Raw genomic sequence first — 25,486 nt, 5'->3', positions numbered from 1 at the left:
GACACGACCGTGGAAAAAACTTCCGGACGCGCTCCCGCGGGGTAGGCGCACCCCATGGAGAAGCAGCGGACGGTCCACGAGGAGACCCCCGAGGCCGAAGGACTGGCCCGGCGGCTCGACAAGCCGATGGGGGTTCTCGGGCTCGTCTTCGTGCTGATCGTCCTCGGTCAGTCACTCGCCCGGGAACCCTGGCTGGTGACCACCCTGACAGTGCTCGGCTGGCTGTCGTGGGCCGTGTTCGTCGCCGAGTTCGCCTACCGCGCGGTGTCCGCCCGGGACAAGCGCCGGTTCTGGACGCGCAACTGGTGGCAGCTGATCTTCCTGGCGATCCCGTTCCTCCGGTTCTTCCGGGCGCTCACGTTCCTGCGCTTCGCGCGGGTGGCGAGGACGGCCCGCGTCGGTGGCGTCCTGTCGGCGGCGGTCCGCGGCTCGCGTTCGGCGGGCCGGCTGCTGACGGGTCGGATCGGCTGGCTGGGTGCCGTCACCGGCGTCGTCGTCCTTGCCGCCAGTCAGTTGCTCTACGTCCTGGGGAACTACGACGACTACGCCGTGGCGCTGTACGACGCCGCGCTCGCCACGGTCAGCGCCAGGCCGCTGTCGGCCGACAGCGGCCTGGCGCGGATCCTCGACGTACTGCTCGCCGTCTACTCGGTGGCCGTCTTCGCCACGGTGGCCGGCGCTCTGGGGGCCTACTTCCTGGACCGGAACCGCGACGACGTCGACGGGGCGGCACGATCGGGTGACCGCCCGGAGAGCACTCCCGCATGATCGTCCGGGAGTGAGGGCAATGCGGCCGCCATGACGATCGACGTCCTGCTGCTGGCCGGCGGCCTGCTCGCGATCGGTGTCGCGGCGCTGTCCACCCGGCTGCGCCGCCTCCCCGTGTCCGAGCCGCTCGTCGGCCTGCTGGTCGGGATCGCGATCGGACCGGCCGTGCTCGACGTGCTCCCCGTGGCGCCGATGACCGAGGACCACACCTGGGTGCACACGGCCACCCGGCTGCTGCTGGCGGTCTCCGTCATGTCGGTGGCGCTGCGCTACCCGTTCGGGGACGCCCGCTCCCGGCTGCGCCCGGTCCTGCTGCTCCTCGCGGTCGCGATGCCGGCCATGGCCGTGATCACCGCGGGGCTGTCCGCGGCCTTCCTGGGCGTGGGGCTGGGCGCGGCCGCGCTGCTGGGTGCCGCCCTGTGCCCGACGGACCCCGTCCTGGCCTCCAACGTCGTCACCGGTCAGCCTGCGGAGGAGGACCTGCCCGCCCGCGACCGGCAGGTCCTGTCGCTGGAGTCGGGTGCCAACGACGGGCTGGCGCTGCCGCTGGTCCTGCTCGCCGTCGCGGTCGCCGGCCCGCTGAGCGGGGGGGCCGCCGTGCTCGAGTCGCTCTGGCAGGTCGCCGGCGCGGTGGTCGTCGGGGCGGGCCTGGGCTGGCTCGGCGGCCGCGCGCTGCGGGCGGGCGAGGAGCACGGCTCGACCGACCACGGCCCCCTGGCCCTGTTCACCGTCGTGCTGGCCTTCGCGGTGCTCGGGCTGTCCGGGCTCATCGAGGTCGACGGCGTGCTCGCGGTGTTCGTCTGCGGCCTGGCGTTCAACCTGGTCGCCACCGGCTCCGACCGCACCACCGACGCCCCCATCGACGAGGCGATCAACCGGTTCCTGGTCATCCCGCTGTTCATCGGCATCGGGGCGGCCCTCCCCTGGTCCGCCTGGGCCGACCTGGGATGGCAGGGGCCGGCCCTGGCCGTCGCGATCCTGCTGCTGCGGCGGCTCCCCGTCCTGCTCCTGCTCCGCGCGCCGCTGAAGCTGGGACTGCCCGACGCCGTCCACCTGGGGTGGTTCGGGCCGATCGGTGTGTCCGCGCTGTTCTACCTGTCGATGGAGGCCCAGCGGCTGGGCGCCGACCCCACCGTGCTGGCCGCCGGCACCCTGGTCGTGGCCGCCAGCACGCTGATGCACGGCGTCACCGCGTCACCGGGGCGGGTCCTCTACCGCCGGGCGGCCGAGCGTCAGGAGGCCGGCGACCGGTCCTGAGGCCCGAACTGGTGGGTGCGGGCGTAGGCGGCCAGGACGTCGTCGGTACCGCCACCGACGTGCAGGAACTGCGCGTCGACGACGCCGGCCAGGTCGTCGAGGGCTCTGCTCAGCAGCACGGCGGCGGCCCGGACGTCGGCGCGCGGGGCGGACCGCCCGGTGTCCGCCAGGGCCGAGGCGACCCCCAGCATCGCGGGCAGCGACGCCTCCTCGCTCCTGTCGCGGAAGTAGAAGGTCTCCATGTACTGCGTGTGGTCCACGCGTGCCTGCGCGAGCGCCGCTGCGAGCTCCACCAGGAGGGGCGCGGCCACGGACGAGTGCGGGTCGTGCAGCAGCTCGTCGTGCGGGAGCGCGCGCAGCTGCGCCAGCCGCACGGCCAGCGCCCGCCGCCGGGTGAGCGCCGGATAGACCTGCAGGACCCAGGTGACCGAGGCGGTCAGCAGCGCGAAGCCGACGAGCGCCTGCAGCGGCATGGCGATCCGCAGCCAGCCGCTGACCGGCACGATGTCGCCGTAGCCGAGGGTCGCCAGCGTGACCGTGGACAGGTACACCGCGTCCAGGACGGCGCTGCGCTCGCTGACGTCCAGACCGCTCTGGAAGACGACCCCCTCGGGGATGTGCGGCGCGTAGACGAGGGCACCGCCGGCCACGAGCAGCGCGATCCAGACGACGATCACCAGCAGCAGAGCGGTGGGCCCGGTGAGGACACCCACGGCGCCGCGCTCCCGGCGACGCCGGCCCAGCCGCCACACGGTCGCCATCACCCACGAGCTGATCGCGCCTCGCCCACTGGGGTGCCACAACGTGTGGAAGATGTCCCGCAGCGCGACGAGGACGACGAGAACGCCCAGCACGGTGATCGACCAGTCCAGCCACTGCATTCGGATCACCCTGCCAAAGGACGGGTGATCCGGCCGGACGGGGTAGAGCCCCCACCATGTGGTTCGACTCCTGGTCCGACATCGCCCGCGTCCTCGCCGTGGGCACCGCCGCCTACGTCACCGTCGTCGTGGTGCTCCGGCTCACCGGCAAGCGCACGCTAAGCAAGCTCAACGCCTTCGACCTGGTCGTCAGCGTGGCGCTCGGCTCGACGCTGGCCACCATCCTGCTGAGCGGCGACGTCTCCTGGGCCGAGGGTGCGACCGCCCTGGCGCTGCTGGCCGGCCTGCAGTTCCTGGTCGCCTGGACCACCACGCACCTGCCGGGCGGGCGGTCGATCGTCACCGCGCGACCGACCCTGCTGCTCGACGACGGCCGGCTCCTGCCCCATGCCCTCAAGGAACAGCGGGTGACCGAGGACGAGATCCGGCAGGCGGTCCGTGCTACGGGCAGCGGCGACCTCGCCGACATCGCCGCCGTCGTCCTGGAGTCCGACGGCTCGCTGAGCGTCATCTCCTCCGCCAAGGCCGGGAGCCGCTCGGCGCTGGACGGCGTGCGCCGGGCCGCCTGACCGTCGGGCCGCGGCGGGTGTGCCGTCCGGCCGGCCGGGTAGCTGCGCTCCATGGCTGACGACGGGGCATCGGGTGGGTTCGCCGGACGACTGGGCGCACGGGTGGAGGCCGCCGACGACGGGTCGGCCCGCATCGCCTTCGAGGTCACCGACGAGCACCTCAACCCGGCGGGCACCCTGCACGGCGGCGTGCTCGCGACGCTGGTCGACACCGCGATGGGGACGGCGGTGCGCACAGCCACCGGGGAGGACGACGTGCCGGCGACCAGCCAGCTGACGGTGACCTACCTGCGGCCGGGCACGAAGGGCCGGCTCGTGGTCACCGGCCGGCTGCGCACCCGGGGCCAGCACCTGACCGTCTGCGAGGCGGAGGTCGAGCAGGACGGGAAGGCCATCGGGCACGCCGTCGCCACGTTCGCCCTGCTGCACCGCTGAGCCGGGAGCGCTGCGGCGCCCCCGGCCCGGGATGTCACCGGCCGAGCTGGCTCACCAGCAGGATGAACAGGAAGATCAGCAGGATCGCGCCGACGAAGATCCCCGGGATGAGCAGCCGACCGCGTCGGCGGCCTTCCTCGGTCGAACGCCCGGTCGGCTGGTCGGCGTCGTCGTGCGGGTCGTGTGCGGGCGTGGACATGACTCCTCCTCGGAAGCGGCTCCACCGCCGGGATCGACGGTGGGACGGGCGGTCCGGCAGTGACGGCGGGACCCCGATGGGGTCATGCCCACCAGCTTTGTCGTCACTCACGGGTTCCTGTGCCGCTGCGTGTCGGTATCCTGACCTCAGTCCGCACGGTTCTCCGCTGCGGTCGGCGTCCAGGAGGCACCCCGTTCCCGCTCAGCACGGACGATGCGCCGAAGCCCATCTCGGGTGCCCCTGCCGCGGGGACGCCGCGATCCACGAGGAGCGCTCCGTGGAGATCACCGAGGCCCGCGCCAAGGCGCAGGAGCCGGTCGAGTGCCCCGAGTGCGGCGGCCCGGCCACCCCGGTGCACATCGTGAGCTGGGGGCACTGCCGGCCCTGCCGCACCGCGAACTCGCGCTCCATCCAGCCGCTGCGCTGGTAGGACCCGCGCCGGGCTGCGCCGCCCCGGGCCTCAGCGGCCGGGGCGGGCGCCGGCCAGCTCGCGCGCGGCCGCGGCCGCGTCGTCGTCGAGCTGCCGGTCGATCGAACGCAGGAAGGTGTCCCAGGCCTGCTCGGCGGTGACGCCCAGCGCCTGGGCGATCTGGTCCCAGTCGGCACCACCGCGCAGGGCGGCCCGGATGCCGACCAGCCGGCTGTCGTGCGCCTTGCGGGCCACGACCTCGCCGAGGGCCAGCAGCTCGAGCGACTCGTGGACGTCGAGCTGGGTGTCGGTGGTCTTGAAGGACGCCCAGGAGTCCTGGTCGTCGTCCTGGACGGTGTTGAGGGCGGTATCGCCGTTGTCGCGGCGGCTGAGGAAGTCCAGTCGGGTGGCGGCCGTGGTCAGCGAGAACTCCGCCTCCAGGGCCTCGGGGGTGATGCTCATCGTCCGGGTGTCCCCCGCTGCCCCGGCGTGGCAAACCGGGACGCGACGCATGTCACCCGACCGGCATCGCCTGATCGCGGTCCGCACATGCCGAGGGCCCGCACCCCTGACGGGATGCGGGCCCTGGCCGGCCCCGTCCGTCATCCCCGTCGGCCAGCGCGCGAGCGACGAGGAGGACGGGGTCCTCGCTCAGCTGGAGACGCCGACGGCCTCCTTGGCCAGGTCGGCCAGGCGGGTCTGCGCGGCACTGGCCACGTTCGACCGCTTCTTGTGGGTCTCCTCGTAGCGGATGATCACGTTGATGTCGTGCGGGGTCGAGAGCTGCTTGATCGCTTTCACGGCGTCGTTGGCCGCCATCGAGTCGTAGCCCTTGATCGGCAGCTCGTCGGCGCTGACGTCGCCGAGCTCCTCGCGGGCGGTCTTGGCGATGTCGGCCGCCTCGGCGTTGCCCTCGCGCTCGGCGATCCGCTCGGCGCGGCGCAGGCCGGCGGAGCGGCTGACGATCAGCGTCTCGCGGACGGCGCCGGTCAGGGCGGCGGCGCGGTCGGCCACGGCGCCGAGGCGCTCGGTGGTCTCCTCACCGGCGTGCTGCACGGTGTCGACGGCGCTGTTGACCGTGTTGTGCACGAAGCGCACCGGAGCACCGGCGGCGCGGGCGACGGTGCCGGCCACCTTCTGCAGCGGGGTGGCGACCAGCGCGGCGGGGCCGCCCATCGCCTCCTCGGCGAGCACGACGGTCAGCCACTCGACGGTGGCCTTGTGGGCGTCGATCAGCTTCTCGGCCAGCCGCTGCACCGTGGTCTCTCCGGCCTTCTCGGCCAGCACCTTCACGTAGGTGGCCCGGTCGAGGAGCTGGTGCTCGAGCTGCAGGTCGGTGAGCAGCGCCTCCTCCAGCGGGGCGGCCTGCTCGAAGGTCGCCTTGAGCGTCGCGGAGAGCCGGCCGATCGCCGGGGTGACGACGTCCGGGACCCCGCCCGCGGCGCGCAGCGCCTCGGTGATCTCGATGGTGCGGGCGGCCGCGTTGTCGGCGTTCTGGGTCAGCTCACGCCGGACGGCGTCGGTCCGCGCCTGCGAGATCCGCGTCCGGGCGACCTGCTCCTCGGTCTGCGTGAGCAGGACGAGGGCGCGCAACTGGTTCTGGATCTTCGTGGTGGTGTCGGTCATGACTGAGACAACTCCGTGGGATCGGGGATGACCTGACTGTTCTGGTCATGCCCCGATCCCACGGGGTGCTAACTCTTGCAAGCGATTTGCTAGCAGTGAGGCCCGTCACGGGCAGCACGGTCAGACGAGCGCGTTCTGCTGTCGCTCCAGCGGCGTCCGCGGGGTCACGCCGAAGCGGAGCACCGGCTGCGTGTCGTCGTCGCGCAGGTGCTGCGGCGCGAGCCGCTGCCGGCGGGCCGGGAGCGGGGAGGGCGGCAGACGCTTGCCACAGCCGACGCAGAACCGGCCGCGCTGCTCGATCGCTTCGCACTGCGTGCAGGTCATGGATGCCTCCCCGTTGGGCCTGGTGGAACCGGATGCCGAACAGTGGCAGGGCCGGGGGCCGTCGCGGGCCGTTCCGGGCCATGTGGGACTACTGGTAATCGAACCGTCATGCACGGAACGGAGTCGGCCCGTGGCTCGGTGCGGTCAGGGTCCGCCGACGGCGGCGAGCAGCGGAGCCGGTTCGTGGCCCGGTGTGGGGAGCGTTCACCGCCGGCGTCGAGCAGCGGAGCCGGCTGCTGCCCGGTGGGTCAGCGTCCACCGACGGCGGCGTCCAGCGGAGCCGGCTGCTGTCCGGTGGGTCAGCGTCCGCCGCCGACGGCGGCGAGCAGCCGGTCCAGGAACGGCACCTGCCCCCGCACCAGCTTGCTGCGGGCGTCGTCGATGCCGAACCAGGCCGCCCGGTCGACCTCCGGGAACTCCTGGATGCGCCCTGACCGGGGCGGCCACTCCAGCTCGAAGGTGTTGCTGGTGCACGCGGCGGCATCCAGGTCACCCTCGGCCGCCCAGACGGTGAGCACCTTGCCGGAGGCGCGCAGCTCCCCGAGCGGCAGAAGGGCAGCGGCCGGGACCGGGGAGCCGAGCTCCTCGGCGAACTCGCGGTGCGCGACGGCCAGCGGGTCCTCGTCCGGCCCGTGCTCGCCCTTGGGGATCGACCAGGCGCCGTCGTCCTTGCGCGCCCAGAAGGGGCCGCCCATGTGCCCGAGGAGCACCTCCCGGCCGGCGGGCGCCGGCCGGTGCAGCAGGATCCCGGCGCTGGTCCTCGGCACCGGGCGATTCTGCCGGGCGGGGCGCCAGGTCGCCGCCGGTGGACCGCGCGACCGCTCCGCGCCCCGACCGATGCGCGCCTCGATCCACTCCGCCGCTCGACCGCTGCGCTCTCGCGCACCCCGAGGGGGGTCGGCTACCGGCCGCGCCACTCCGGCGGGCGCTTCTCCAGGTAGGCGGCGATGCCCTCGCGGCGGTCCTCGCTGAGATAAGGGTTGGGGCCGACATCCAGGCGCAGGGCCTGCCACAGCGGCAGGTCGACGCCCTTCACGGCGGTCTCCTTCATCCGGCGGACGCTGATCGGCGCGTTCGCCGCGATCCGCTCGGCGAGGTCGAGCGCGGTGGGCAGGACGGCGTCGGCGTCCACGATGCGGTTGACCAGGCCCCAACCGGCGGCGTCCTCGCTGGTGACGTATTCGCCGGTCAGGAGCATCTCCAGCGCGATGCCCATCGGGATGCGCTTGGGCAGCACGACCGAGCCGAAGTTGGCGCCCATGCCGATGGTCGCCTCGGGGAGTCCGAGCTTGATCCCGGGTGCGGCGATGCGGAGGTCGCAGGCGAGTGCCAGCTCGAATCCGCCGGCGACGGCGTGCCCTTGCAGAGCGGCAACGATGGGCACGGGCGTCTCGGTGACGACCTCGAACAGCGACCGACCGGGCCGGTTCATCGGCGGTCGGAACCGCTCCCCCCGCTCGTCCTTCTCGCGGATCTCCTTGAGGTCGAAGCCGGCACAGAACGCGGGCCCGTTTCCGGTGAGCACGATCGCGCGGACCTCGCCGCCCTCCCCCGCATCGAGCAGCTGGTCGACCAAGTCGGCCTGCAGTTCGGAGGAGAGCGCGTTGCGCCGCTCGGGCCGGTCGAGGGTGAGCACGCGGACGTGCCCGCGGTTCTCGACGACCAGCCCCGACTCGTACCGCTGCGATTCGCTCACGGCCCATTCGTACCGGTCCCGGCTGGAGGCAGCACTGCCGGGCCTGCGGACGGCGCCGTCGCCGTCCGCCGTCGCCGTCGCCGTCGCCGTCGCCGAGTACAGCCGCACATCCGGACATAGCCTGCGCAGGACAGAACCGCGCGCCGAAGACAGCCGCGCGCTGCTCAGGCGGAGACGAGGAACGGTTCGGGAACGACGACGATCTCGGTGCCGTCGGGGCGCCAGGTGCGCCATCGGCCGTCGGGAAGCCGGGTGAGCCGGAAGCCGTGGTGGACCTTGGTGTGGTGGCGCTCGCAGAGGAGCGCTGCGTTGTCGAGGTCGGTGTTGCCGTCGTCGATCCAGTGGATGAGGTGGTGGACGTCGCACCAGTGGGTGGGGGCGTCACAGCCGGCGAACACGCAGGAGCGGTCACGCACCTCGACGGCGCGGCGCAGGTGTGGTGGGAACAGGCGGGTGTTGCGGCCCAGGTCCAGGGGTTGGCTGTCGGGTCCGATGACGATGCGGGTGACGTTGCCGTCGCAGGCCAGCCAGCGCGCCTTCGCGGCGGAGATGAGGCCGCCGAACCCGGTGCGCCCCGCGCCGGCGCCGGCGTTGGGGTCGACGAGGTCGGCCAGGTCGATGGTGACCACGACGTGTGGCTTGTGGCCGCGCATCGTGGGCAGGTTGCCGGCGGCCAGGGCGTTGTCGGCGAGCTGGACGAGGGCGTCGCCGCCCTGCTGGGCGCGGGTGCGAGCGTCTCCGGCGGGGCGGTGGGCCTGCTGGATCGATTCGATCGCGGCCTGGAACTTCTCCCCGCCCACGGCGTCGAGGACGAAACGGCCGGTGACCATGCCCTTGCTGTCCCGGGCGATCACGAGGCTGCGGCACTCGGTGGGATCCGGTTCGGTGCCGTCGGGGTCCAGCCGGGCCAGGTAGTGCCCGACGGCTTGGCGCAGGTCGGCGTGCGGTGCGGTCATCGCCGCCCGGGTCAGGGCCGCGTCGATCTCCGCGACGTCCACGTCCTGCGCGTCGGCGGCGGCCAGGTTCTCCGCCGCGGCGACCGGTGCGATCGCGTTTACCGCCTCCGCCGTCACCGCACCGGCCGACGCCGCCGCGGCCAGCACCGGCAGCTGCTCCAGGGCGCGCCCGGTGCGCACCACTCGGCACGCCTCGCCCTGGGAGAGCCGGTGGTGCCCGCGCAGCCAGGAGGCCATCGAGGCCTTGCCGTCGTGCTCGGCGGCCCCGGCCACCTCGCACTGCCGCACCGTGCGGGCGACCTCGGCGGCGAGCCGGTTGGCCGCGGTCAGCAGCGGGCCGAGCCGCTCCAAGAGCGCCGGCCCGAACTGGCCGTCCAGCCGGTGGGAGCCGAGCGCCTCCAGCGCACCGGAGAGGCACGCCAGCGGAGTCGCACAACCGGTCGAACACATGTGCGAATCCTATCGCTTCACGGCGAGCCGCACCACCTGAATGCCCAGCTCAGACGCTTGTCCACAGATGTCCGCGGGGACTAGACGCGAGTGGGCTCGACTCGGTGCGGCAGAAGGCCCGACCGACCTGGCTCGTCGCCTGCCGGACACTCACGAATGCGCATGGCACAGTCCGCGCCGGTCGCATGATCTCCGGCAGCCAGGGCCCAAGCCCCACCGCGAGCAGCCGGCAGAGAAGGCCACGACGGGAGCAGCGCACGTGAGGCCAGACGGAGGACGATGACGGACCACGCCGCGGCGGCGAGCCCCGGGGCCGGATCGTGACGGCGCTGCGCCGTCCACCCCGACCGCTCGGGGTGCCGCTGACACTGTCGCTCACCGTCGTCCTCGTGCTCGCCACGTTCGGTGGGTTCGGCGCTGCCTTCGGAGTGCTGCAGACCTGCACCGACATGTACAGCTGCACCGTGACCGAGTGCCGGCCCTGCACCACTGCCGCGGCCTGGGTGAAGGCCGGCTGGGCGGTGCAGGGCGTCCTGTTGCTGGCCGGGCTGGTCCTGGCCGTGCTCGCCCGGCGCGGTGTCGCGACACGCGCCGTCGGACGGGCGGGGTGGCTGCTCGGCCCGGGGAGCATCGCGCTGCTGATCGCGACCACCTCGCTGGCACACAGCAGCTTCTGACGACCTGCGGCGGCCAACAGCCGGCGATCCGTTCCGACACTGCGGCCGGCGATCAGTTCCGCCAGCGCGAAGGGTCTACGTCACGACGGCCACCGAGCGGTGGCGGCACGGAAGGGGCACGGGATGACCGGGACCAGGAACGACCGGACCGATCAGGACCTCCGGGCCTGGGTCGCCCGCACGTACGACGGCCTCGCCGACCTGCTGGCCGACGGCACCGCCGGCACCTGGGACGCCCCGACGCTGTGCGAGGGCTGGCAGGTCCGGCACGTCGTCGCCCACGTCACGATGCCCGCACGCCTCACGCCCGAGCAGTTCGGCGCCGAGATGGCGGCCGCGGATGGCGACTTCACCCGGCTGTCCGACACGGTGGCCGCCCGCGATGCAGCCCTCCCGGCCGCCGAGCTCCTCGCCGCCCTGCGCTCCCCCGAACTGCACGCGTGGCAGCCGCCGGGCGGCGGCGCGGCCGGTGCGCTGAGCCACGCCGTCATCCACTCCCTCGACGTGACCGTGCCGATGGACGGACCGCCCGTCGCACCGGCCGAGGCCGTGACCGCGGTCCTCGACCACCTCGCCGCCGCCGAGGGGGCGTTCTTCGGCATCGACCTCGCCGGCGTACGACTCGAGGCGGCCGACGCCGACCGGTCCTGGGGCGACGGCGAGCCCGTTCGTGCGGACACCGGCGAGCTGGTGGCCCTGCTGAGCGGGCGCACCCTGCCCGATGGCCGCCACCTGCGCCGGAACTGACGGGCGGCCGGCGGTCTCACTCGGAGGTGCTGCGCACCTGCATCGTGATCGCGGTGCCGATGCCGAGCGCGACGCCCGGCACGGCCAGCCACATCGGCCAGAAGTGCACCGGGTCCTCCGCGGCGAAGCTCACCAGCAGCCACACCGTCACGTTGATCGCCACCACGCTGGCCCAGATCGTCCACAGGATCTTCAGCGCCAGCGGGAAGCCGGCCGGACGCCGCACCACCGAGGCACCCGCCGCCCGGGCCACGCCCGCAGCCGACGCCACGGTGTACGCCGGCACCGGTGACGACGACGACCGCTGCGGCAGATCGGTGAACAGCCGGTCGAGGTCGCCGTAGGTGACCGCCGCGTACGCCTCGACCAGCCGCCGGTCGTACTCGGCCAGGTCGAGCCGGCCCTCGTCGTGGGCGGCGCGCAGCCGGTCGGCCGCGGACTGCCGGTCGGCGTCGCCGGCCCGCAGCTCGGGTGCGTGCGCCATGCCACCTCCGGACCCGGGACGACGACCACGTGGAAGCCGCCGTCATCGTCGCACCGGACCGCCCGACTCCGGAACGACCCGGCGCCACGAAGGCCCCGCCGCTGTGATTCCCACCGGCTTGTCGACGCAGGTGTCACACGCGCCCCACCCGTCGGGGAGCATGAAGGGACCATTCCGCCCTACCCGGTAGACAGGTGACATGGAGAGCACTGCCGATCTCGACCTCCGCGACGCCGTGGCGCCGCGGACGGCGGCGATCTCCATCGAGATCACCTCCACCCCGGTGCTCAGCTACGCCCTGGCGCACAACGGCATCCCCGTCGTCCCGCGGTTGGCGCTGACCTCGGAGACCACGGTCCGCGGCGCGACGGTCCGCCTGACGGTCCGCGACGCCGAAGGGCCGATCGCCCGCCCCGTGGAGCTGCTCGCCGACATCGACGCCGGCCGCACGACCGTCCTCACCGACGTCGGCCTGGTCATGGACCCGGCCGCGATGCTGCAGGTCGAGGAGCAGCGGCCCGGCGTCATCGACGTCGAGGTGCTGGTCGACGGCGAGGACGGTCCGGTCCTGGCCGGCGACGCCGCCCGCCCCGTGCAGGTGCTGGCCGCCAACCAGTGGCTGGCCTCTCCCCTGCCCCTGGCGCTGGAGATGCTCGCCGCGCACGTCATGCCCAACCACCCCGCGGTCACCTCGCTGGTCGCCGAGGCCGCCGACCACCTCGAGGCCACCACCGGCAGCGGCGCCCTGGTCGGGTACGCCGCGACGGCCGAGCGGGTCGACGAGGTGGTCACCGCGATCGCCGAGACGCTGCGCGGCCGGGGCCTGCGCTACAGCGAGCCGCCGGCCACCTGGTCCGACGTCGGCCAGCAGGTGCGGACGCCGGGCGACGTCCTGACCTGGAAGGTCGGCACGCCGCTGGACACCGTGGTGCTCCTGGCCGCGGCACTCGAGCAGGCGGGGATCCGGCCGCTGCTCTGGCTCGCCGACGGGCACGCCTTCCTGGGCTACTGGCGCGAGGAGCGCAGCGCGGAGTCCGCGGCCACCACCGACGCCGCCGGACTGGTCAACCTGGTCGACCTCGGGCTGATCGGCCTGGTCGAGACCACGCTGCTCACGAGCATGGCCGAGGGCCCCGACCTGCACCGCGCCGCCTACGACGGCTGGCTCACCGGCGACCTCGACCGGATCGTCGGCGTCACCGACGTGCACCGCGCCCGGCGCGACGGCATCGTGCCGCTGCCGGCGCGCGCCCGCGACGAGCAGGGCGTGCTGCAGGTCGTCGAGTACCGGGCCGCTGTGCACAGCGCCCCCGCGCCTCCCGAGGGGACGACGACGTCGGCACCCCGGCCCGAGGCGCCGGCCCGGGTGCAGCAGTGGAAGAACGCCCTGCTCGACCTCAGCCTGCGCAACCGGCTGATCAACTACACCGACCGCACCGGGCTGGCGCTGACGGTGCCGGACGGCTCGCTGCCCGTGCTGGAGCGATTCGTCCACGACGGCACCCCGATCACCCTGCTGCCCGGCGACAAGCTGGCCGCCGTCCAGACCGAGCGGGGCCTCACCGGCGCCGCTGATCTGCCCTCGGTGCAGCTGGCCGATCTCCTCGTCGAGCGCCGCGAGGTGCACGCCGACGTCACCACCGGCGGCTACCTGCCCCGGCTGCGGAACCTCGCCTACCGCGCCAAGACCGTGCAGGAGGAGACCGGCGCCAACAACCTGTACCTGGCGCTGGGCTCGCTGGTGTGGGAGCTCGACGGACGGCCGCTGCGCTCCCCACTGGTGCTCATCCCGGTCACCCTGACGCCGCTGAGCCGCACCGGTTCCTACCGGCTGACCCTGGACGACTCCGGCACGAGCACGCCGAACTACTGCCTGCTCGAGAAGCTGCGCCAGCTGCACGGGCTGACCATCCCGACGCTGACCGAGACCGCCGACGGCACGATGGACGTCGAAGCGGCGCTGGAGGCGATGCGGGTCGCGCTGGTCGGCCACGGGCTGCCCTACCGGGTGGAGGCGACGGCGGACCTCGCCGTCCTCCAGTTCGCGAAGTACCGGCTGTGGAAGGACCTCGACGAGCACTGGGCCGACTTCGCGGAGAACCCGCTGGTCTCCCACCTGGTGCACGCGCCGACCGAGCCCTTCGTCGACCCGGCGCTGGACACCGGCGCCTTCGTCGACCTCGACGATCTGGCCGGGCAGCTGCCGGCCGCCGCCGACTCCTCGCAGCTGCGGGCCATCGCCGAGGCGAGCGCCGGGCGCACCTTCGTCCTCGAGGGCCCGCCCGGGACGGGCAAGTCGCAGACCATCACCAACCTGCTCACCCGCGCGGTCGCCGAGGGCAAGCGGGTGCTGTTCGTGGCGGAGAAGCGGGCGGCCCTGGACGTCGTCGCCCGCCGTCTGGACGCCGTCGGCATGGGCATGTTCGCCCTGGACCTGCACGACAAGGGCAGCCGCGCCTCGATGGTGCGGGCGCAGATCCGGCTGGCCCTGGAGCATGCGGTCGCCGTCGACGAGCAGGGACTGGCCGCCGACTCCGAGAACCTGCGCTCGGCCCGCCGGCTGCTGGCCCGCTACGCCGACCGGCTGCACACCGAGAACGCCGCCGGGCTGTCGCTGTACACCGCCCGCACCGCCGAGCTGACCGCCGGCACCGACGTCGAGCCCCTCCCGATCCCGCTGCCCTTCGTGGCCAACGCACCCGCCGAGGTGCTCACCCAGCTGCGGCGCGCCCTGGCCCTGCTGCCCGAGATCGCCGACCTGACCCGGCCCTCGCTGCGCCACCCCTGGGCCTTCGTCGACTCCCCCGCCATCGACCTGCCCGCCACGCAGGCCGCGGCCACCGACGTCGACGCGGCGGTGCGCGCGGTCGCCGGCCACCCCGAGCTGACCCAGGTGCTGCGGCACGCGCGCACGCCGGAGGACTTCGCCGCCCTCGGGCACCTGCTCGCCGGTCCGGCCGTCGGTCTCGACGTCCTCGACGAGACGTTCTCCGGCCGGTGGACGACGGCGACCGGCGCGGTACTCGGTGAGATCGCGGCGTTCCTCGCCTTCCGGCACCCGGGCATGGACCTGGTCGACCCCGAGGTGCTCGCCCTGCCGCTGGCCGACATCTACGTGGCCGCGCAGACCGCCGCGGCGTCGTCCTGGTGGGGCCGCCGGCGCCGGCTGATCGCGGTGCGCGACCGGCTCGCCCCGCACCTGCGCGCCGACGCCAAGGTCAAGCCGAAGGACGTCCCCGCGCTGGTGGAGAACCTGTGGCGGGTGCAGACGGCGGTGCAGCAGATCGCCGGCCGGGTCTCCGCGCTCCCCGGCATGGCGGCGCCGGAGGGCTGGAACCCGTTCGTCGACCCGCAGGAGCCCGAGCGCCAGGTCACCTGGCTGCGCCGGGCCGGCCAGGCGGTCGACGGGTCGTCGCCCTTCCACGTGGCGCTGCGCAAGCTGATCGTCGCCGGCATGCCGGTGGGCCCGGAGGCGGCCGCGGCCGTCGCCCGGCTGCACGACTCGGTGACGACGCTGCTGACCGTGTGCGGCGCCAGCGCCGACCAGCTCGCCGCCTGGACCGGGGACGACGGCTTCACCCTGCGCTGGTCGATGACCCGGCCCGAGCGCGGCACCGACGGCTCGGTGCTCATGTCGCTGCGCCGCTGGGTCACCTTCCTCGACACCCTCGAGCCGCTGCGCTACGCGGGGCTGTTCGACGCACGGCGCCTGCTGGTCACCGGCGCGATCCCGGCCGACGACGCCGTCCGGGCGCTGGACCGCGGGATGGCGATGGCCTCGGTCACCGAGCGGCTGGACGCGACGGGTCTGGACCTGTTCGACGAGGGGATGCACGAGAAGGCGATCGCCCGATTCACGGCGGCCTCGCGGGCCGTGCGCGAGCACCTCACCCAGGCCCTGCCGGCGGCGGTGCTGGCCTCGCGGCCCTTCGACGCCGCGGCGGGTGCGGGCCAGGTGGGTGCGCTCCAGCGCGAGCTGGCCAAGCAGCGCCGCGGGCTGGGTGTCCGCCAGCTGCTGGGGCAGTACGGCGAGCTGATCACCTCGGTCATGCCGTGCGTGCTGGTGTCGCCGGACTCGGTGGCCCGGTTCTTCCCGGCGGCCGCCGCGCAGTTCGACCTGGTGGTCTTCGACGAGGCCTCGCAGATCCGGGTGGCCGACGCGGTGGGTGCGCTCGGTCGCGCGAAGGCCGCCGTCGTCGTCGGCGACTCCAGGCAGATGCCGCCGACGTCCTTCCTCGAGCCGACCGCCTCGGTCTCCGACGACGTGGTCGAGGTGGAGACCGCCGTCGAGGACGAGGAGTCGATCCTCAGCGAGTGCGTGCAGGCACGGGTGCCCCGGCACTGGCTGTCGTGGCACTACCGCAGCCAGGACGAGTCGCTCATCGCGTTCTCCAACGCCCAGTACTACGAGAACCGGCTGTCGTCGTTCCCCGCACCCACGCACGGGCGGGCGTCGTCGGAGCCGGACGGCCGTGGTGTCTCGCTGGTGCGGGTGCCCGGTACCTTCCACCGGTCCGGCGCCGGGCGGCTGCTGCGCACCAACCCGATCGAGGCCAAGGCGATCGTCGCGGAGATCCGCCGCCGGTTCGACGCGGTGCCCAAGTGGGACGGCGTGGACGCGGTGCCCTCGATCGGTGTGGTCACCTTCAACGCCCAGCAGCGCTCCTACATCGAGTCGCTGCTGCGCGACGCCGACGACGAGCGGCTGGCCGCGGCCCTGGACCGCACCGACGGCGAGGGTCTGTTCGTCAAGAACCTGGAGAACGTGCAGGGCGACGAGCGCGACGTCGTCTTCTTCTCCACCGGCTTCTCCCCCACCGCCGACGGCACGCTGCCGCTCAACTTCGGCCCGCTCAACCGCAGCGGTGGCGAGCGGCGGCTCAACGTCGCCATCACCCGCGCCCGGCGGCAGGTCGTCGTCTTCTCCTCCTTCGACCCGGAGCAGCTGCGGGCGGAGGAGACCAGCTCGGTCGGCATCAAGCACCTGCGCGCCTACCTGGACATGGCCGAGCGGGGCACCGATGTGCTGCCGCGCTCGCCGCGGTCGGTCGCCGTCGTCGACCGGCACCGCGAGGAGATCGCCGCCGCCCTGCGCGAGCGCGGGCTGGTCGTGCGCACCGACGTCGGACTGTCGGAGTTCCGTGTCGACCTGTCGATCTCCCGGCCTGTCGACCCGGAGACCCCGGTGGCGGCCGTGCTGCTGGACGGCCCCGCATGGGCCCGCCGCGGCACGGTCGGCGACCGCGACGGCCTGCCGGTCGAGGTGCTCGGCGGGCTGCTGCGCTGGCCGGTCGTCGAGCGGGTGTGGCTGCCCTCGTGGCTGCTGCACCCGTCGGCGGTGACCGACCGGCTGGTCGAGGCGGTCGACGCCGCACCGGCTCCCGCCGCCGCGCCCGCGCCCATCCCCCTGCCGACGGCGGCGGTCGAGTCGTTCAAGGGTGTGGCCGCGCTGCGCTCGTCGGTGACCGCGTCGGTGGCGGTGCCCACGGCCCCGGCGGCCAAGGCGCCCGCGAAGCCGGCGCCCCAGAAGCCCGCCGGACCGGTCGTCATGGAGGGCGAGACCGCCTTCGTGCCGTGGATCCCGAAGACCGCCGGGGAGAAGTCGGTGCTCGACGAGCTGCCGGCGTCCAAGGCGGCGCGCGTGGTGCGCCGGGTGATGGCTGCCGGCATCAAGGCCGAGGGGCCGATCCACGTCGACCGGCTGGCCAAGCTCACCGTGGGGGCGTTCGGGCTGAACCGGGCGACCGAGTCGCGGAAGTCGATGCTGCTGTCGCTGCTGCCGCCGTCGGCCGTGCAGGGCGAGCACCTGTGGCCCGAGGGCGTGACGCCGGAGAGCTACGAGGGCTTCCGCCGGCAGGTGTCGAGCACCGACCGGCCGATCGACCAGGTGGCGCCGGAGGAGATCGCCAACGCGATGGCCGCGCTGTGCCGGGCCGCGGCCGGGATGGGGCGCGGCGAGCTGCTGACCCAGACCGCGGCGGTGTTCGGGCACAAGCGCCGCTCGCCGGCGGTGACCGCGGTGCTGGAGAAGGCGCTGACCGCGGCGATCGACCGCGGGAAGCTCACCGAGCAGCCCAACGGCCTGCTCACCGTCTGAGCCGCTGCCGCCCTCGGATCGCCGCGCCGCGAGTCGATCATCGACTTGTTGCCGGCGACACGGCCGGACACGCCGCAGGCGCGTGCACGAAGTCGATGATCGACTGCGGGGGGCGTCCTGCTTCCCGGTGCTCCCCGGACAAATGGAGCTGCGCCGTTCCGGATGCGTGTGTTGACTGCACCGGCCCTCGGGCACACATCACCGCAACCGGAGCGAATCGAAAGGACGATGGAGAAGATCAACGGACGCCTGCTGAACTGGGCGTCGATCCTGGAGGACAACACCCGCGAGCAGGCCGAGCGCACCGCGCAGATGCCGTTCATCTACCCGCACCTCGCTCTGATGCCCGATGCCCACCTGGGCATGGGCGCGACCGTCGGCTCGGTCATCCCGACCGATGGCGCGATCATCCCGGCCGCGGTGGGGGTGGACATCGGCTGCGGCATGATCGCCGTCCGCACCCAGTTCACCGCCGACGACGTCGCCGGCCGCCCGCTGGACGTGCTGCACGGGCAGATATCGCGCTCGATACCCCTGTCGGCTGGGCGGCAGAACAAGTCTGTTCGTGAGTCAGCGCAGCCGCGGGTCGAGGAGCTGCGTGCGATGCCCGGCGTGAACCAGGCTGACGGCGCCGCGACGAACTGGCCGCTGCAGCTCGGTTCCCTCGGGGCAGGCAACCACTTTGCGGAAGTCTCGCTCGACGAGCAGGACCGGGTGTGGCTGTTCCTGCACTCCGGCTCGCGGGGCGTCGGCAACAAGCTGGCGCAGAAGCACATCAAGGTGGCGCAGGAGCAGTGCCGTCGCCGGCACATCCAGCTGCCCGACCGCGACCTGGCCTACCTGGTCGAGGGCGAGCCGGAGTTCGACCGGTACGTCGAGGCGCTGCGCTGGGCGCAGCGGTTCGCCTACCTCAACCGCGAGGAGATGATGGACCGCTGCGTCGACCAGCTGGGCCGGTTCCTCGGCACTGAGGTGGAGCGGACCGAGACGGTCAACTGCCACCACAACTACACCGAGCGCGAGACGCACTACGGGCGTGAGGTGTGGCTGTCGCGGAAGGGCGCGATCTCGGCGCGGGAGGGCCAGCTCGGCCTCATCCCGGGGTCGATGGGAGCGGCGTCCTACGTGGTGGTCGGCAAGGGGAACGTGCCCTCGCTGATGTCCTCGCCGCACGGTGCAGGCCGGAACTTCTCGCGCTCGGCGGCCCGGAAGCGGTTCACCCGGCAGGACCTCAACGCGCGCATGACCGGCATCGCGTGGGGGCACTCGGACGCGTTCCTCGACGAGCACCCCGACGCGTACAAGGACATCGACGTGGTGATGGCCGACGCGGCCGACCTGGTCGAGGTGCGGCACACGCTGCGGCAGATCGTCAACGTCAAGGGCGACTGACACCGGGCCGGCGCTCCCCCACGGGACGCCGGCCCGGCTCGGTCGGCACTGTCACCCCTCGGCCGTACCGTCCGCGGCACCGACGTCCGGAACTCGAGGAGAAGCGTGTCCACCCCCGATCAGCCGCCCGCGGGCGGCCTGCGGCCGACCGTCCCCCTGCACCAGCCGGACGACGTCGCGAACGCCCTGCTCATCCGCGCGCAGTGGGACGACGCCATGCCCTACCTCCGTGCGGTCGAGGTGGCGGGCACCGTCGCCGACCTCCACCGGCTGGTGCCGGACGGGGCGACGTGCCGGCTCGACCAGCGCGATGACGACGGCGCGCGCACGCTCGCCCTCGAGACGGCCGACACGCTGACCGTGGTCACCGCCGGTGGCGGGGTGACCCGGGTGAACGTCGTCGGCCGCGACCTGACGACCGTGCAGGCGCTCGTGGAGTCGGCGGCCGCGACGGCCCGGCGGCTGGTCAGGGAGCCGGAGGGCTCGCTGCGGATGGGCTTCTGGGCCTACGCCGACGGCTACGGCCGGATGTCCACCCGCCGCGTGACCACGCCCAGGTGGGCCGACGCCGCGGCGAACTACGCGGGCCGCACGGCGGAGGGCCTCGCGGCGCTCATGTCCCTGACCGAGGTCGACGGACGCGCCGGACGCCTGGTCCTGTGGCACGGCGAGCCGGGGACGGGGAAGACCACCGCGGTCCGCGCGCTGAGCCGGGAGTGGTCGAGCTGGTGCAGGCCGCACTACGTGATGGACCCGGAGAGGCTCTTCGCCGAGCCCAGCTACCTGCTCGAGGTGGCCGGTGCCGACGGCGACGAGGACGAGGACGGCGACGACCGCTGGCGGCTGATCGTCGCGGAGGACTGCGACGAGTACCTCGCCGCCGACGCCAAGCTCCGCTCGGGTGCCTCGCTGGGCCGGCTGCTCAACCTGTGTGACGGCATCCTCGGCCACGGGCTGAAGGTGGTCGTCCTGCTGACCACCAACGAGGACGTGGGCCGGCTCCACCCGGCGATCACCCGCCCCGGACGCTGCCTCAGCCAGGTGGAGTTCGAGCCGCTGTCCGCCGCGGAGGCCCGCGCCTGGCTCGGGGACGACGGAGGCGCCCCGGAGGGCCCGATGACACTCGCCTCGCTCTTCGCGCAGCGCGAGCAGCGCGCGCAGTCCGGCGGCCGCCGGGAGCCGGCCCCGGGCGGCTACCTCTAGAGCGCTGGATGCTGCGCTGCGCCATGCTGCGCCCATGTCGATGACGGTCGCCGACGTCTTCCGGGAGCACGCGGGTCACGAGGCAGAGCGCACGTCCCCGCTGATGCAGGCCCTGCTCCTGGGTGCCGCCGACGACTGGGACGCCGGCGGGGTCACCCGTGCCGTGCTGGACACCTACGCCCACGATCGGCAGGGATCGGCGCTGCCGCTGCGGTTCGCCGCGGCCCTGCACCGGCTGGTGCTGACCGGGCAGGCGCCCGAGCTGGCCGGGCACTACCCCACCGTGGGCGGCACCGCCGCCCCGGAGCTGGCCTGGGCGCCGGCCCGGCGGGTCCTGGAGCGCGAGACGGCGCAGGTGCGGGAGCTGACCGGGCAGCCCTGCCAGACCAACGAGGTGGGCCGGACCGTCCCGCTGCTCGTCGGACTCGCGGAGGTCGCCCGCCGCACCGGCGGGCCGCTGCACCTGATGGAGATCGGCGCCTCGGCCGGGCTGAACCTCCTGGTCGACCGGTTCCGGTTCGGCGAGGTCTGGGGGCCGCCGGACTCCCCGTGCCGGCTGCCCGCTCCCGGCGTCGACCTGGACCTGGACCTGGACGGGGTGGTGATCGTCGACCGGGCGGGCTGCGACCCGGCGCCGCTCGACCCGGGCGACGACGAGGCCCGCCTCCGGTTGAGCGCCAGCATCTGGGGCGACCAGGTGGAGCGGTTCCGGCGCCTGCGCGGCGCCCTCGAGGTCGCCGGCTCCTCCCGCGTCCCGGTCGAGCGGGCCGGCGCCGCCGAGTGGCTCGGCCGCCGGCTGGGAGCAGGGGCGACGGCCCAGGCAGGGGTTCCGGTGGTGTGGCACAGCATCGTCCGGACCTACGTCGACCCGGACGAGTGGCGGCAGGTGGAGGAGCTCACCGCCCGGGCCGGCGTCTGGCGGCTGGCCTACGAGCCCGACCCGGAGCCGGGTGCGCGCAGCGTGCCGCTGCGCCTGCACGCTCCCGGCACCGAGCCTGGTGGGGAGGTCCTGGTCCGCGGCACCGGCCACGGGCCACCGCTGTCCGCCGCCTGATCGCCGGACCCGCGAGCGGCTCAGCCCAGCGCGACGGATCCGGTGCCGTTGGGCACGAGCTCGACCCAGGTGTTGCCGGGTGCCAGCTCGACCGGCGCGCCTCCGGGACCGGCGAGCACGACCGGGGCGGTCGGCGAGGCCTTGGACCAGGTGGCGGCGATGGTGCTGCCCCCGCTGGCGACGAGCGCCTCTCCCCCGCCCACCATCACGGTCTCGGGCACCGGGTTGCCGGCTCCGTCGCGGGCTCCGGTGGTGACGACGTCGACCCGCAGCACGACCACGTTGCTGGCGCGCAGCCGGGCGCCGTCGGCACCGGTCGCGGGGGTGTCCCCCTCGGCCCGCAGCCAGCCGTTGTCCGGCTGGCTCCAGGTCCAGTTCGGGCGGCTGCTGCCGGAGAGCTGGAGCCGCACCGCGGCGGCCGGCGCCCCCAGGGCCACCGCGGTGGCCGGCTGGCCGGCGCCCGCGAAGACGAACTCCCCGGCCGGGGACGCCTGGTGCGCGGGGTCGGCCTGGGCGACGAAGTCCGCCGGGTTGGCGTAGACGTTGTGCGGCGCGCTCCGGGTGTTCAGCCGGAAGAAGCCGGGCGCGCCGGCGCCCTGGCTGAGCACCTGCGCGCCGGTGGCGGCGATCGCGTCCACGTACTTCGGCTGGCCGCCCGAGAAGGCGAACAGGCCCTGCAGCGGCCCGGCGATCGCGGCGTCCATGGGCCGGACCGAGCGGATCGGCCCGATGTCCGGCGGCAGGGTGGAGTGGAAGACGGCGACGAACCGGGTGATGCCGCCCTCGACGACCTCCTCCCACACCACGTCGGCGGCGTTCAGGCCGCTCTGCGGGCGGGCTGCCGTCGAGTTCTCGATCTTCACCGCCAGCGCGGGCCGCGCGGGCACTGCCTCGACCTCGACGCCGGTGAGCGGCCACGGCACCAGGGCCGGCGGGGGCGGCGCGGCGGAGGTGCTCGCCGCGGCCGGCTCCGTCTTCTTGTCCGACCCGCAGGCAGCGGTGAGCGCGAGCGCCCCGGTCATGGCGAGCGCAGCGGCGGTGCGGCCGAAGCTGCGGCGGGTGAGCATCCGGTGGGACATGGTTGTGCGCTCCTGCGTCGGCGTGCGTGAGGACCGCCCGCCGAGCGGGCTCGTCGTCACGTTAGGGCGCACTTGCGGTCACGACCGGTGACGCCACTCCGGTTGTGACAGGTGAGGGCTCAGGTGCGCCCGAGGGCCAGCAGGGTCACGTCGTCGGCGTCCGGCGGGGCGAGCGCCCCCAGCACCGCGTCGAGCAGCGGCTCGGGTGCGGCCGGCGCGCCGGCGACTGCCTCGCGCAGCGCGTCCAACCCGCTCTGCAGCCCGCCGCGCCCCCGCTCCACCAGGCCGTCGCTGAACAGCAGCAGCCGGTCGTCGCCGGCCAGGGCCAGCCGGGCCTCGGCGTAGGTGGGCCGGTCGAGCACGCCCAGCGCCGGGCCGCGGCCGCCCATGACGTACTCGGCGTGGCCGTCGTGGGCGTGCAGCACCGGCAGATGGCCGGCGCTGGCGACGACGACGTCCCCGGTGCCCGTGTCGACCTCGGCGACCACCACGCTGGCCATCTCGCCGGGCAGCAGCGCGCTGGTGACCTCGTTGAGCAGCTGCAGCGCGGCGGCCGGCCCGGCGGCGCGCAGCAACTGGGCCCGCAGCGCGTGGCGCAGCTGGGCGGTGACCGAGGCGGCGGCCAGCCCGTGCCCGGCGACGTCGCCCAGGACCACGGCGAGCTTCCCGCCCGGCAGCGGCACCAGGTCGTACCAGTCACCGCCGACGACGTCCTCGGCACTGGGCCGGTAGCGGGCGGCCAGCGCCAGGCCGGGCACCGTGGGCAGCTCCTGGAGCAGGAGCGTGCGCTGCAGCGCGCCGACGAGCCGGTTGTCCTCCTCGGAGCGGTTCAGCGTGGCCGCGCCCAGGTGCCCGGCCAGCGCGCGGGCGGCGGCCACCTCGTGCTCCCGCCACGGGCGGGACGTCCCGCGCACCGTCTCGCTCCAGGCGGAGAAGGAGCGGCGCGGGCTCAGCCGCGGTCCGTCGTCGGTCTGCGCGACCTTGGACGCGTACGGGTTGCCGCCCCAGGTCACCTCGCGCAGCGTCTCGGGGCGGAACCAGGCCAGGAAGTCACCCGTGCCCACCGGCACGGCGAGCACACCGCTGGCGGAGTCGAGGAGGTCGTCGGCGCCGGGCACGACGCGGGAGGCAGCGTCGGTCGCGGTCACGCCGGCGGCCAGCAGCTCTCCCACCAGCCCGGGGACGCGGTCGGCCGGCGGTGTCGTCCCGAGCAGCCGGAGCCGGCCGTCCAGCCGGACGGCGGCACCGGTGGCGGGCAGCAGGTCGAGCACGGTGACGTCCTGCTCGGTGAGCGCGGCGCCCAGGGCCCGCGGGGTCCGGCCGACGGCGGCGGCCAAATCGGCCGTGCGCTCGGCGACCTCGACGACACCTTCCTGCTCCCCCTCCGCCACGACGGTGTGCAGCAGCAGCGAGGCGGTGCGCCCGAGGAACTCCGCGGCGGTGCGGTCGGCGTAGGAGGGGCGGTGCGGCCCGGCGTAGTGGTGGCAGGAGATGAGGCCCCAGAGCCGGCCGCGGTCGATCAGCGAGACCGACATCGACGAGACCACGCCCATGTTGGCCAGGTACTCCAGGTGCACCGGCGAGACGCTGCGCAGCATGGCGCCCGAGAGGTCCAGCGGGCGCCCGGTCAGGGGGTTCGCGGCCGGCTCCAGCGGCACCCGCTCGTACCCGGCGTCGGGGATCAGCCGCATCCAGTTGGTCGTGTACAGCGCGCGGGCCTGGGCGGGGATGTCGGCGGCCGGGAACCGCAGGCCGAGGAAGGGCTCGAGGTCCTCGCGCCGGTCCTCGGCGATCACCTCGCCGTTCCACTCGGGGTCGAACCGGTAGACCATCACCCGGTCGAACCCGGTGACCGTGCGGACGTCGCGGGCCAGGGTGGCGGCGAGCCGCTCGAGCGTGCCCGACGACGACAGCCGCTGCAGCACGCTCGGCAGCCGGCGGTGCCAGGCCGCACCGGCCTGCTCCGCGCCGGCGACCGGCTCCCACTCGGTGAGCAGCAGCCCGTCGGCGCGGTGCAGGACCAGGTCGACCTCCGCACCGCCGACGGTCATGCGCAGCGGGTTGACCTCGCCCAGGTCGCCGGCGAGCCCGTCGCGCAGCACCGCGAGTGCGTCGTCGTCGAGCACGTCGCCGAGGTTCCGCACCGGTCGGCCGAACAGGGCCGCGGCGTTCGCCGAGGCGACGACGACGTCCAGACCCGGCTCGGTGACGGCGAGCAGCACCCCGTGCGGCTGGACGGCACCGGGGATCGCGATCGGCTCGTCGGCGCAGCGCCGCAGCGCCTCGTCGTCCACCGGGCGGGAGGTCACGTGCCGGCGTCGCGCCCGGCGATGCCCGCGGGGATCTCCCCCCCCGAGGCGACCAGCGGCACGAAGGCGCCCAGGTCGAGCAGGTCGATGGTGAGCCGCACCGGGCCGTTGGACCGGGGGGCGAGCACGTGCAGCCGGACACCGGCCGCCTCGGCCCTGCGGGCCACGCCGAGCAGGGCGCGAGCGCCCGAGGAGTCGAGGAAGGCGGTGTGGGTCAGGTCGACGACCAGCTCGTCGCCCGGTCCGGCCAGCGCGGCCTCGGCGGCCGCGTCGAGGCGTGGGGCGGTGGCCATGTCGAGCTCACCCCGTACCGTGAGGGCGGGTCGGCCGGCGACGGTCGACCGCTCCACGTCGAACAGCACAGCACCGCCCCCCTCACCTCGTCGTCCTCGTCGAGACTAGGACATCGGTGCCGAGGGGACAGACCTGCCATGGACATCTCGTTCAGCGTCCGCCTGCCCAGGGACGCGCGCAGCCTGCCCCTGATGCGCGGGCTGGTGCGGCAGGCGCTGGAGCACCTGGAGGTCGCCTCGCAGACGACCGAGGAGATCCTGCTGGCGCTGACCGAGGCGTGCGCGAACGTGGTCCAGCACGCCGGTGAGCACGAGGAGTACCAGGTCGACGTCGCCCTCACCGACGACGTGTGCCACCTCAGCGTGCTCGACGAGGGACACGGCTTCGACTTCGAGTCGGCCATGGCGCCCGATGGCTCGCCGCTGGAGGTCGGCCGCGGGCTGGTGCTCATGAAGGCGCTGGTCGACGACCTGCAGTTCGTGCGCTCCGCCGACGGGCGGCACCGGGTCGAGCTCCTCAAGCGGCTGCGCACCGAGCCGAAGCTGCGCCTGCTCCCGACCTGATCGCCGCGCCGGCGGAG

At 74.1% G+C, this 25,486-nt stretch carries 24 protein-coding genes; 12 read left to right on the top strand and 12 right to left on the bottom strand.

What is annotated here, in order from left to right; translation table 11 throughout:
* The first annotated feature begins 54 nt into the window (after positions 1-54).
* The gene (locus ACI793_RS13520; RefSeq protein WP_456606889.1) at positions 55-768 is read left to right on the top strand and encodes a hypothetical protein; all 714 of its coding nucleotides are present in this window, start codon (positions 55-57) and stop codon (positions 766-768) included.
* Between the two features lie 30 nt (positions 769-798).
* Positions 799-2,025 (top strand): cation:proton antiporter domain-containing protein, encoded by a 1,227-nt coding sequence (locus tag ACI793_RS13515; RefSeq protein WP_456606888.1) that lies wholly within the window; start codon positions 799-801, stop codon positions 2,023-2,025.
* On the opposite strand, the gene ACI793_RS13510 is transcribed toward ACI793_RS13515, so the two are convergent.
* Positions 2,001-2,906: a potassium channel family protein gene (locus ACI793_RS13510; RefSeq protein WP_456606887.1), complete on the bottom strand. Its 906-nt coding sequence runs from the start codon at positions 2,904-2,906 to the stop codon at positions 2,001-2,003. The genes ACI793_RS13515 and ACI793_RS13510 overlap by 25 nt on opposite strands.
* A 56-nt stretch (positions 2,907-2,962) precedes the next feature.
* On the opposite strand from ACI793_RS13510, the gene ACI793_RS13505 reads away from it, so the two are divergent.
* Together ACI793_RS13505 and ACI793_RS13500 are read left to right on the top strand one after the other, a co-directional pair.
* Positions 2,963-3,475 carry a DUF421 domain-containing protein gene (locus ACI793_RS13505; RefSeq protein ID WP_456606886.1) on the top strand — a complete coding sequence of 171 codons (513 nt, stop codon included), beginning with the start codon at positions 2,963-2,965 and terminating at the stop codon, positions 3,473-3,475.
* Positions 3,476-3,526: 51 nt separating this feature from the next.
* Complete coding sequence (locus ACI793_RS13500) at positions 3,527-3,910, top strand: PaaI family thioesterase (protein ID WP_456606885.1); 384 nt, start codon at positions 3,527-3,529, stop codon at positions 3,908-3,910.
* A 34-nt stretch (positions 3,911-3,944) separates the two neighbouring features.
* Here the strand turns inward: ACI793_RS13500 and ACI793_RS13495 are convergent, their stop codons facing one another.
* A complete protein-coding gene (locus ACI793_RS13495; RefSeq protein WP_456606884.1) occupies positions 3,945-4,109 on the bottom strand; it encodes a hypothetical protein in 165 nt (54 codons plus the stop codon).
* 277 nt (positions 4,110-4,386) lie between these two features.
* Between ACI793_RS13495 and ACI793_RS13490 the strand changes: the two genes are divergently transcribed.
* Complete coding sequence (locus tag ACI793_RS13490; RefSeq protein ID WP_456606883.1) at positions 4,387-4,539, top strand: hypothetical protein; 153 nt, start codon at positions 4,387-4,389, stop codon at positions 4,537-4,539.
* Positions 4,540-4,569: 30 nt separating this feature from the next.
* On the opposite strand, the gene ACI793_RS13485 is transcribed toward ACI793_RS13490, so the two are convergent.
* The 6 genes from ACI793_RS13485 to ACI793_RS13460 all read right to left on the bottom strand — a co-directional run bounded on the left by ACI793_RS13485 (position 4,570) and on the right by ACI793_RS13460 (position 9,570).
* Positions 4,570-4,980, bottom strand: a complete 411-nt coding sequence (locus ACI793_RS13485) for a hypothetical protein (protein ID WP_456606882.1) — start codon at positions 4,978-4,980, stop codon at positions 4,570-4,572.
* A gap of 189 nt (positions 4,981-5,169) precedes the next feature.
* Complete coding sequence (locus tag ACI793_RS13480; protein ID WP_456606881.1) at positions 5,170-6,144, bottom strand: ferritin-like domain-containing protein; 975 nt, start codon at positions 6,142-6,144, stop codon at positions 5,170-5,172.
* Positions 6,145-6,264: 120 nt separating this feature from the next.
* Positions 6,265-6,468, bottom strand: coding sequence for a hypothetical protein (locus ACI793_RS13475; protein ID WP_456606880.1), 204 nt, complete (start codon positions 6,466-6,468; stop codon positions 6,265-6,267).
* A 299-nt stretch (positions 6,469-6,767) separates the two neighbouring features.
* The gene (locus ACI793_RS13470; protein ID WP_456606879.1) at positions 6,768-7,235 is read right to left on the bottom strand and encodes an NUDIX domain-containing protein; all 468 of its coding nucleotides are present in this window, start codon (positions 7,233-7,235) and stop codon (positions 6,768-6,770) included.
* Between the two features lie 134 nt (positions 7,236-7,369).
* Positions 7,370-8,164 (bottom strand): enoyl-CoA hydratase/isomerase family protein, encoded by a 795-nt coding sequence (locus tag ACI793_RS13465; protein WP_456606878.1) that lies wholly within the window; start codon positions 8,162-8,164, stop codon positions 7,370-7,372.
* Between the two features lie 164 nt (positions 8,165-8,328).
* Positions 8,329-9,570: a DUF222 domain-containing protein gene (locus ACI793_RS13460; RefSeq protein ID WP_456606877.1), complete on the bottom strand. Its 1,242-nt coding sequence runs from the start codon at positions 9,568-9,570 to the stop codon at positions 8,329-8,331.
* A gap of 356 nt (positions 9,571-9,926) precedes the next feature.
* On the opposite strand from ACI793_RS13460, the gene ACI793_RS13455 reads away from it, so the two are divergent.
* On the top strand, positions 9,927-10,247 hold the full coding sequence (locus ACI793_RS13455; protein WP_456606876.1) for a hypothetical protein: 321 nt from the start codon (positions 9,927-9,929) through the stop codon (positions 10,245-10,247).
* A 123-nt stretch (positions 10,248-10,370) separates the two neighbouring features.
* Positions 10,371-10,994: a maleylpyruvate isomerase family mycothiol-dependent enzyme gene (locus ACI793_RS13450; protein WP_456606875.1), complete on the top strand. Its 624-nt coding sequence runs from the start codon at positions 10,371-10,373 to the stop codon at positions 10,992-10,994.
* Positions 10,995-11,010: 16 nt separating this feature from the next.
* Here the strand turns inward: ACI793_RS13450 and ACI793_RS13445 are convergent, their stop codons facing one another.
* On the bottom strand, positions 11,011-11,478 hold the full coding sequence (locus ACI793_RS13445; RefSeq protein ID WP_456606874.1) for a DUF1707 SHOCT-like domain-containing protein: 468 nt from the start codon (positions 11,476-11,478) through the stop codon (positions 11,011-11,013).
* Positions 11,479-11,677: 199 nt separating this feature from the next.
* On the opposite strand from ACI793_RS13445, the gene ACI793_RS13440 reads away from it, so the two are divergent.
* From ACI793_RS13440 to ACI793_RS13425, 4 genes are all read left to right on the top strand, one after another.
* The gene (locus ACI793_RS13440; protein WP_456606873.1) at positions 11,678-17,575 is read left to right on the top strand and encodes a DUF4011 domain-containing protein; all 5,898 of its coding nucleotides are present in this window, start codon (positions 11,678-11,680) and stop codon (positions 17,573-17,575) included.
* A 228-nt stretch (positions 17,576-17,803) separates the two neighbouring features.
* The gene (locus ACI793_RS13435) at positions 17,804-18,967 is read left to right on the top strand and encodes an RtcB family protein (protein ID WP_456606872.1); all 1,164 of its coding nucleotides are present in this window, start codon (positions 17,804-17,806) and stop codon (positions 18,965-18,967) included.
* Between the two features lie 105 nt (positions 18,968-19,072).
* Positions 19,073-20,170 carry a DUF5925 domain-containing protein gene (locus ACI793_RS13430; RefSeq protein WP_456606871.1) on the top strand — a complete coding sequence of 366 codons (1,098 nt, stop codon included), beginning with the start codon at positions 19,073-19,075 and terminating at the stop codon, positions 20,168-20,170.
* 34 nt (positions 20,171-20,204) lie between these two features.
* Positions 20,205-21,224, top strand: coding sequence for a DUF2332 domain-containing protein (locus tag ACI793_RS13425; RefSeq protein WP_456606870.1), 1,020 nt, complete (start codon positions 20,205-20,207; stop codon positions 21,222-21,224).
* A gap of 20 nt (positions 21,225-21,244) precedes the next feature.
* On the opposite strand, the gene ACI793_RS13420 is transcribed toward ACI793_RS13425, so the two are convergent.
* The 3 genes from ACI793_RS13420 to ACI793_RS13410 all read right to left on the bottom strand — a co-directional run bounded on the left by ACI793_RS13420 (position 21,245) and on the right by ACI793_RS13410 (position 24,962).
* A complete protein-coding gene (locus ACI793_RS13420) occupies positions 21,245-22,303 on the bottom strand; it encodes a DUF3048 domain-containing protein (protein ID WP_456606869.1) in 1,059 nt (352 codons plus the stop codon).
* Between the two features lie 119 nt (positions 22,304-22,422).
* Positions 22,423-24,612 (bottom strand): SpoIIE family protein phosphatase, encoded by a 2,190-nt coding sequence (locus ACI793_RS13415; RefSeq protein WP_456606868.1) that lies wholly within the window; start codon positions 24,610-24,612, stop codon positions 22,423-22,425.
* On the bottom strand, positions 24,609-24,962 hold the full coding sequence (locus ACI793_RS13410; protein ID WP_456606932.1) for an STAS domain-containing protein: 354 nt from the start codon (positions 24,960-24,962) through the stop codon (positions 24,609-24,611). Before ACI793_RS13410 ends, ACI793_RS13415 begins: the two co-directional genes overlap by 4 nt.
* An 81-nt stretch (positions 24,963-25,043) precedes the next feature.
* Between ACI793_RS13410 and ACI793_RS13405 the strand changes: the two genes are divergently transcribed.
* A complete protein-coding gene (locus tag ACI793_RS13405) occupies positions 25,044-25,469 on the top strand; it encodes an ATP-binding protein (protein WP_456606867.1) in 426 nt (141 codons plus the stop codon).
* The last annotated feature ends 17 nt before the right edge of the window (positions 25,470-25,486 follow it).

Source organism: Blastococcus sp. SYSU DS0617 (assembly GCF_054051075.1).
The sequence above is the reverse complement of the archived record's forward strand: the minus strand, read 5'-3'. Positions and strand labels throughout refer to the sequence as shown.